Source organism: Streptomyces antioxidans, assembly GCF_000968685.2.
GTDB lineage: Bacteria > Actinomycetota > Actinomycetes > Streptomycetales > Streptomycetaceae > Streptomyces > Streptomyces antioxidans.
The window spans coordinates 1-8,011 of record NZ_LAKD02000097.1 but is presented as its reverse complement, the minus strand read 5'-3'; the positions used below and the strand labels follow the sequence as shown (position 1 = coordinate 8,011).

General features: G+C 70.9%; 5 protein-coding genes and 1 rRNA gene. 1 reads left to right on the top strand and 5 read right to left on the bottom strand.

Annotated features, from left to right (window positions below; all coding sequences use genetic code 11):
- Positions 1 to 2 precede the first annotated feature (2 nt).
- Positions 3 to 119 (top strand): 5S ribosomal RNA (gene rrf, locus VT50_RS29415).
- A 407-nt stretch (positions 120 to 526) separates the two neighbouring features.
- Here the strand turns inward: rrf and VT50_RS29410 are convergent.
- The 5 genes from VT50_RS29410 to VT50_RS29390 all read right to left on the bottom strand — a co-directional run bounded on the left by VT50_RS29410 (position 527) and on the right by VT50_RS29390 (position 7,710).
- Positions 527 to 2,404, bottom strand: coding sequence for a P-loop NTPase family protein (locus VT50_RS29410; RefSeq protein ID WP_046089703.1), 1,878 nt, complete (start codon positions 2,402 to 2,404; stop codon positions 527 to 529).
- Between the two features lies 1 nt (position 2,405).
- Positions 2,406 to 3,809: an ATP-binding protein gene (locus VT50_RS29405; RefSeq protein ID WP_420822238.1), complete on the bottom strand. Its 1,404-nt coding sequence runs from the start codon at positions 3,807 to 3,809 to the stop codon at positions 2,406 to 2,408.
- Between the two features lie 139 nt (positions 3,810 to 3,948).
- Entirely contained in the window at positions 3,949 to 5,505 is a 1,557-nt protein-coding gene (locus VT50_RS29400; RefSeq protein ID WP_046089710.1) for an SCO6880 family protein, read from the bottom strand.
- Between the two features lie 2 nt (positions 5,506 to 5,507).
- Complete coding sequence (locus VT50_RS29395) at positions 5,508 to 6,833, bottom strand: hypothetical protein (RefSeq protein WP_046089705.1); 1,326 nt, start codon at positions 6,831 to 6,833, stop codon at positions 5,508 to 5,510.
- Positions 6,823 to 7,710 carry a DUF8175 domain-containg protein gene (locus VT50_RS29390; RefSeq protein WP_046089706.1) on the bottom strand — a complete coding sequence of 296 codons (888 nt, stop codon included), beginning with the start codon at positions 7,708 to 7,710 and terminating at the stop codon, positions 6,823 to 6,825. Before VT50_RS29390 ends, VT50_RS29395 begins: the two co-directional genes overlap by 11 nt.
- Positions 7,711 to 8,011 lie beyond the last annotated feature (301 nt).

The following is an 8,011-nucleotide window of genomic DNA, read 5'->3' as shown; positions in this document are numbered from 1 at the left end:
GTTTCGGTGGTCATTGCGTTAGGGAAACGCCCGGTTACATTCCGAACCCGGAAGCTAAGCCTTTCAGCGCCGATGGTACTGCAGGGGGGACCCTGTGGGAGAGTAGGACGCCGCCGAACAATCTTTAGCCTCGGTCCCGAGTACTACGTACTCGGGACCGAGGCATTTTTGCGTTCGGCTCCCATTTCCATCCCCCCTGTGTACGAAAGAGACACCCCGGTGGGCACGATCGGACGATGTGCTCGGTGGCCCTGCTGATCTGGTGCGTCGGCCAGGCGTGGCCGGTGATGTGCGTCGCGGCCTACGTGGCGCGGTGTCCGGAGAAGGGGTGCGAGGCGCGGGGCGCCTGACCGGGCTCACCGACCGGTAGGTCGCGGTGAGCCGTAGCGGACATCAGCCGTTCCCTGACCAAGCTCGGCCTCACCAACCGCGTCCAGCTGACGATCCTCGTTCATGACGCGGGACTGGCCGACGAGGGCGCGCCCGGGGCACCGGTGACCGGGAGTCCCGGTGGGCGTGCGGGCCGTCAGTGCGACTCCTGGCCCACCAGGGAGCGGTGCGGCCAGCGGGCTCGGGCCTGTTCCTGGGAGCGCATCAGGGCCAGTGTGGGCAGGCCCTGGTCCGCGCCCTGGGCGAGGAGGTCGGGGAGTGCCGGGAGCGGGGCCACGGCGGCGACGTCGTCCAGGACGAGGGTCAGTGGTGGGTCGAGCCGACCGGAGGATGACCGTTCGGCCATGCGCCGGCCGTGCTCGACCACGTATGAGGCGAGTGCGGTCAACAGCGGCATCGCACCCGGCTGGGTTCGGGGATCCTCGATGGATTCGCCCATCAGGTACAGCGTTCCCCCTTCGGCGACGAATGACTCCAGTGCGAGCGTGTCGGCGCGTCCCGGATTGCAGGCGTCCCGGATGTGGATCGACGAGAGCGCGCCGAGGGCACGGGCGATCAGCTCCTGGGCCATGTCGCGGCGTTCGCGGTGGGCGGTGAGCGTGGCCTCCAGCTCGCCGGCCGCGCCGCCCGCCGCCTTGGGATGCGTACGGAGGATCTTCACGGGCTCGTGGGCCGAGCTGCCCTGCGCCCAGCGGTGCACCTGGCGGAACGGCCGACCGTCCACCGCGGCGGCGTGCAACCAGCAGCGGAGCATCGTGTCCGCGGCCTCCGCCAGCGGCCGGTCCATGGCGTGCATGGGCCGTACGGGGGCGAGGAGGGCGGTGGCGCGGGCGGCCGCGATATCGCGGGAGCCGCAGTCCGCCGCCGGGTTCCAGCGCAGCCGGGCGGGGGTGTCGAGCAGATGGGACGGGTCGAAGACATGGCTGGGGCCGAGCTTGGCGCGGGTGTCCTTGGTCGTGGCCCAGAGCTTGGGATCGCTGGTGACGACGAGGACGGGGCCGACGGCCTCCAGGACGGCGTGGGCCGCGGACTCCCCGCGCTGGGCGCCGAAGAGGACACGGGACCGGGCCAGCTCCCCGTCGGGGAGGGCGGCCGGCGTCAGCGGGCCGCCGCGGGGTGTGGGGAGCGGCTGTGGCGCGGACGTCGGGTCGAGCGTGGCGTACGGGTCGTCCTGGGCCGGGGGAGTGGTCGTGCTCCCGGTGGGGGCGTCCGGTGCGCTGGCTCTCTGTTCGGTGATGTGGGGGTGCGGCTCGGGTCCCGTTCCGGCGGCCGCTTCGGCGGCGACGGCCTCGGCCGGGTGGCGCTGACCGGCGGCGGGCGCGGTGACGCCGTCGTCGTGGCCGGGGACGGCCACGGCCGGGCCCGGTGCGGGGAGCCCGCTGGGGCGGTCCGGAGCGGTGGTGCCGGGCGGACCCTCAGCAGGTCTGGCAGGGGCCGCTCCTGCGGCCGCTGAGGCGCTTCCGGGGGCGGGAGCGGGTGGCGGCGTCTCGATGCTCGGGGACGTCTCAACGCCCGTACCGCTGATGGGTGTGGGCTCCGCGCCGCCCTCGGCGGTGCCCGTGCCCGTAAGGCCGGGGCGCTTGGCCTCCGCCGCCTTCGCTTGGGCGGTCGCGCGGGCGACGCGGCGCTGGGCGCGGACCGTACGGTAGCGGGCCAGCGTGCCCACCACGAAGATCGTCAGGACGATCAGCACCATCAGCTCGCTGATGAAGATGCCCCAGAACAGCCCGTACCCCGACAGCTGGCCCTTCGGGGTGTCGGGCCAGGCCGCCGCCAGGTCTTGGGGCTCCTGCAGCAGATGGCGCAGTGCCCCCGGTGCGCGCATAAAGGTCAGGTTGTCCGGCCAGGCGCCGCGGGCGAGGAGCCCGGCCAGCCCGGTCGCCGACCACATCAGGCCGAGGGTGCCCAGCAGAAGGGCGATGGCGCCGATCAGCAGGCCATCCGGAATGCCGCGTTCCGCAGACGGAGGTCTTCCGTGCTCCGTGGGCCCGCCGTGATTCTGCCCCGCTGCCATCTCACGCCACCGTTGATCCGTACGACGGTCCGCCGTAGGTGTCCGCCTCCGCCGCCTCGACCGCCGCTGCGGCGCGCTCCTCGGCCTCCGCCTCGGCCGCCATCTGTACGGCCAGCCCGTCCTCCGTCATCGCCCGGTCGGTGTAGACCAGGGGCCGCTCGGCCTCGGTGATCAGGTGTTTGACGACCTGTACGTTGCCATTGACGTCCCAAACCGCGATACCGGGTGACAGCGTGGGGATGATCTCGACGGCCCAGCGGGGCAGGCCAAGGACGCGGCCCGTGGCCCGTGCCTCGTCCGCCTTCTGGGCGTAGATGGTCCGGGTGGAGGCCATCTTGAGGATGGCCGCGGCCTCCCGGGCCGCCGCTCCGTCCACGACATCGGAGAGGTGGTGGACGACGGCGACGAACGACAGACCGAGCCGCCGCCCGAACTTCAGCAGCCGCTGGAAGAGCTGGGCGACGAAGGGCGAGTTGATGATGTGCCACGCCTCCTCGACCAGGAAGATGCGCTTCTTACGGTCGGGACGGATCCAGGTGTGCTCCAGCCAGACGCCCACGATGGCCATCAGGATCGGCATCGCGATCGAGTTGCGATCGATATGGGACAGGTCGAAGACGATCAGCGGTGAGTCCAGATCGATTCCGGCCGTGGTGGGGCCGTCGAACATCCCGCGGAGATCACCGTCGACCAGCCGGTCAAGCACCAGGGCGACATCGAGGCCCCAGGCCCGTACGTCGTCTATGTCGACGTTCATCGCCGCCGCCGACTCCTCCTCGGGGTGGCGCAGCTGCTCCACGATGTCGGTCAGCACCGGCTGGCGCTCGACGACGGTCTCGTTGACATAGGCGTGTGCGACCTTCAGGGCGAACCCGGAGCGCTCGTCGAGCCCGTGCCCCATCGCGACCTCGATGATCGTGCGAAGCAGGGCGAGCTGACCGGTCGTGGTGATCGCCGGGTCCAGGGGGTTCAGCCGGATACCGCCGTCCAGGGCCGCCATGGGGTCGAGCCGGATGGGCGTTATCCCCAGCTCCTGGGCGATGAGGTTCCATTCGCCGACGCCGTCCTCACCCTGGGCGTCAAGCACCACCACCTGCCGGTCGCGGAACCGCAGCTGACGCAGGACATAGGTCTTCTCCAGGGCCGACTTGCCGTTGCCCGACTCGCCCAGCACCAGCCAGTGGGGGGCCGGCAGCTGCTGGCCGTAGAGCTGGAAGGGGTCGTAGATATAGCCCTTGCCGGAGTAGACCTCACGGCCGATGACCACGCCGGAGTCGCCGAGGCCGGGGGCCGCGGTGGGGAGGTAGACCGCCTGGGCCTGGCCGGTGGACGTGCGCACGGGCAGCCGCGTCGTCTCCACCTTTCCGAAGAGAAAGCTGGTGAACGCATCGGTGATGGCGCTCATCGGATCGGCCACGGCGGAGCCCCTATCGTCCCTGTCGTCCCAGTCGTGTCTATCAGCTCTATGGGCTGTATCGGCTCTGTCTGCCTGTTTGTTCGGTGTGCTGTTCGCTCTGTCTGCTGTGTGCTCTATCGCCCCCGCTCTATCGGCGGATGCCGGTCGCGAACGGCAGCGTGTTCACAAAGGCCCGGTGGTGCTCGCGGTCGCACCACTCCAGCTTGAGGTAGCTCTTCCCCGCCGAGGCACGGATGGTCCGCTTGTCGCGCGCAAGGGCCTCCGGCGACCGGGAGGACACGGTGATGTAGCCGACGAGATTGACGCCCGCGGCACCGCTGGCGAGGTCTTCGCCGCGCTGGTCGAGCCGTCCGTGGGCGGCGATGTCGCGCGGGTCCACGGTGCGGTTCATCTTCGCGGCGCGGCTGGCCTCGGCCTCGTCGTTGGTCTTCTCGGTGAGCATCCGCTCGATGGCGACCTCAGTGGGCTCGAGGTCCATACAGACGGCGACCGTACGGATGACATCGGGCGTGTGGACGAGCAGCGGGGCGAGGAAGTTGACCCCGACCGGCGTCATGGGCCACTCCTTCACCCAGGCCGTGGAGTGGCACCAGGGCTCGCGGGTGCTGGACTCCCGGGTCTTGGCCTGGAGGTAGGTGGGCTCCATGGCGTCCAGCTCGGCGGGCCAGGCGTTCCGCTTGGTCATCGCCTGGATGTGGTCGATGGGGTGGTCCGGGTCGTACATGGAGTGGATGAGCGAGGCCAGCCGCCCCTGCCCCAGGGGCTGGCGCACCCGGATGTCGGCCTCGGCGAGCCGGGCGCAGATGTCCGTCAGCTCACGGGCCATCACCACGGCGAGGCCCGCGTCCTTGTCCAGCCGCCGGCCGCCGCTGCTGTGGCGGGCGGCGCGCGCGATGGCCTGGGCCTCGGCGGCCAGGTCGCGGGTGTAGTGCATACAGGCGACGAGATAGGCGCGGTGCTGCTCGGAGGAGGTGGAGACCATGGACTGCAGCTGGTCGTAGGAGTCCTTGAGCCAGTTGGGGGCCTGGTCGTCGCCGCGCCGCTCGACGTCCTTGGCGTGCGCGTCGGGGTCGGCGGGGAGGGTGCGGGCCAGTATCTGCAGCCGGGTCACGAAGCCGTCGCCGTTGGCCACATGCTTGAGCAGGGTGCCGAACCGGTCGACGAGGGCCTCCTGGTCCTCGCTGTCGCGCAGTCCGACGCCGGGGCCCTCGATCTCGATGGCGGCGGTGACGGTGCGGCGGTCGGCGTGCAGGAGCACGGCGATCTCGTCGGGGCCGAAGGGGGCGGCCAGCCAGTTGATCCGGCCGATGCCGGGGGGCGGGCCGACCTCGATCTCACGGCCGTCCATACGGGTGCCGGCCTCGGCGGCGCCGGAGCGGTAGGCGGTGGTGCCCTTACGGACGCTGCGCTTGTAGGAGCGGTTGATCTCGTACCAGCGGTAGAACGTCCGCCCGTTGTACGGGACGTACACGGCGGCGAGGGCGAGGGTGGGGAAGCCGACCAGGGCGGTGATGCGGAACGTCAGCACCGGCACCAGCAGCCCGCACATCATGCCCAGGAACGCCCCCGCGATGATCAGCGCGATCTCGCCGGTCTCGCGGTTCTTGCCGACGATCGCGTTCGGGCGGGGACGCCCGATCAGATATGTGCGACGGGGCGCGATGGGGTGCGACTGGGCGTCGATCGTCACCGCCGGTCACCTCCCGAGTTGTTGCCGGAACTGCGGTTCGTGGCGGAGCCACCGCCGGAGCCTCCGGTGCGGCTGGCGGGCGCGGGGGAGGCCCCGCCTCCGCCTCCGCCGCTGCTGCGGGTGGAGTGGGCCGCCACACCGCCGGAGACGGGGTTGGCGGGCTTGGCCTGCCCCGGGGCTGCGCCGCCCCCGCCGGCCTCACCTCCGCCGCGGGCGCTGTGGGTGTTGATGCCCTGCTTCACCAGGGCGGCGGGGGAACTGATGACGGCGGCGGCCTGGCGGGACGCGGGGTCGGAGCTGGCGTTGCGGGCCTTGACGATCTCATCGCCGAAGCCGGGTACGAAGCGGTAGATCATCGCGCTGGCGAAGATGGCGAGGATGATGATGGACAGGCCGGAGACGACGGCCGAGAAGGCGTCGGGCTTGTCGCCGTTGGTGGAGAGCGCGCCGGCCAGGGCCAGGACGGTGATGATCACCGGCTTGACGAGGATCACGGCGATCATGATCCCGGCCCAGCGGCGCACATGGCCCCACATGTTCTTGTCGACGAGGCCCGCGTACACGGCGGTGCCGAGCAGCGCGCCCACGTAGAGGAGGGCGGCGCGGATGACGAGCTCGAGGCAGAGGACGCCGGCGGCGAGGATCGTCACGAGTGAGACGACGATCAGCATGATCGGGCCGCCGCCGATGTCCTCGTCCCGGTTGAGCGCCTGGGAGAAGGAGCCGAAGAAGGCGTCGTTGTCCGCACCGGTGCCGGAGGCGATGGCGTCGGTGACGGCGTCGGTCGCGGTGACGACCGTATAGAGGATGAGGGGGGTGAAGGCGGAGGCCAGGACCGTCAGCCAGAGGAATCCGATGGCTTCGGAAAGCGCCTCGCCGAGGGGGACGCCGCGGATGGCGCGCTTGGCGACGGCGAGGAGCCAGAGGATGAGCGTGAGGACGGTGGAGGCGGCGAAGACGACGGCGTACTGGCGGAGGAAGGCCTCGTTGGTGAAGTCGACGTTGGCCGTCTCCTTGACGAGCTTGGAGAGCTTGCCGACGAGCCAGGAGGCGGCCTTGGCGCAGCTGCGGGCGAGGGAGGCGGCGGGGTCCAGGGGGCTGGAGGGGTCGGGGGGGCCGCTGGAGCCTCCGCTTCCGCCCTTTTCGCAGTTCTCTCGGACTTGACCGAGGAGGAGGTCGCAGTCGTCCTGCTTGCCGCTCGACGGAGTGGGCGTCGGCGAGGGCGCCGCCGCGGCGCGGCTGGCCAGCAGGACGGCGGCCGTCTGCACCGAAGCCAGGGCTCCGGCGAGGGTGAGAGCACGTCGGCGGGGGCTAGCGGGCATAGGTGAACCCTCCGTACTGCTCGACTGCCTTGGCGATCTCATCGGCCGTGGACGCGGTGCGGTCGCTGTTGACCGGGGCCGGACCGGCCTTCTGCGCGTAGCTCTCGGTTTTCCAGTCGTTGTTCACCCACCGCAGCTTGAGCGTCAGGGTGAACCAGTCGTTGGTGACCGGGTTCTTCGATCCCTCTCCGGCCGTGCCGAACACGCCGGTGCACCAGACCGCGACGGTCGCACTGGTGCCCGAGAACTTGCCGATCTTGGTGCCCAGAGGGGCGGTGCGCGAGACGTAGGTCATGCCGTCTGCGGCCTTACCGTTCGCATCCAGGCCGATTCTCTCCAGGGACGTGGCGGAGTAGGCCTTGTCGAGCTTGGTCTGGAGGTGGTCGGCGGCCGCGCTGGTGAAGATCTGGGGAAGGAGCTCATGGCGTCGGTCGCGGTTGTACATATCGGCGGACCCCAGCGCCACCGCGTAGTTCGCCGCCGCGCTCTGGGCGCCCTGCTCCGACTTGGCGAAGCCCGAGGCGATGCCGATCGTGGCGCTCTTGCCGTCGACCGGGCGCTCGCCCGTGGGGGCGGTGGGGTGGGCTTCGGGGCCGGTGCCGCCGGTGTCGCCGCTGCTGGAGTCGCCGTCCTTGCCGTCGCCGCGGTTGACGAAGGCGATGGCCGCGAGGAGGAGCACGACGACGCCGACCACGGTGATCAGGTTGCGGCTGGACTTGGGGCGGCCGGGGGCTCGGCGGGGTGGACCGTAGGGGTCGCCGTCGCCCTCGGGCAGGCGGGTGCGCGTCAGGTGACCCTCGGGGGCCGCGCCGCGTCCGCGGCGCGCCTCATGGCCCTCGTAGTCACCGCCGTATCCGTCGTCGCCGCCGAGACTCATCCTGCGTACGCCCCTTCACCCATGCCGAGCCTGTCAAGCCTGCCGGTATCGCCGATTCCACCGATACCGCCGAATCTGCCGACCGCGTCATCCATGGTCCCTCTTCCGTCACCCGCATACGACGGTAACGGCGAGGACTGACGCTCGGGCGCGCTGGTGTGAGTGGACATCAAGCTGACACGACCTCAGCGTGGTGAGCGGGAGCGGGCATCAGGGAGCAGCCTCGGGTACGGGGTGGGGGGCCGGTAGGGGGAATCGGGAGCGGAGGCTTGCGGCCAGGGGTGTGCGCCCCGCGCGGAGG

Bases quoted from the DNA above. Each gene is read 5' to 3' on its own strand.
- VT50_RS29410 (WP_046089703.1), bottom strand. From the start codon at position 2,404: ATGGCAGCGGGGCAGAATCACGGCGGGCCCACGGAGCACGGAAGACCT.
- VT50_RS29405 (WP_420822238.1), bottom strand. From the start codon at position 3,809: ATGAGCGCCATCACCGATGCGTTCACCAGCTTTCTCTTCGGAAAGGTG.
- VT50_RS29395 (WP_046089705.1), bottom strand. From the start codon at position 6,833: ATGCCCGCTAGCCCCCGCCGACGTGCTCTCACCCTCGCCGGAGCCCTG.
- VT50_RS29390 (WP_046089706.1), bottom strand. From the start codon at position 7,710: ATGAGTCTCGGCGGCGACGACGGATACGGCGGTGACTACGAGGGCCAT.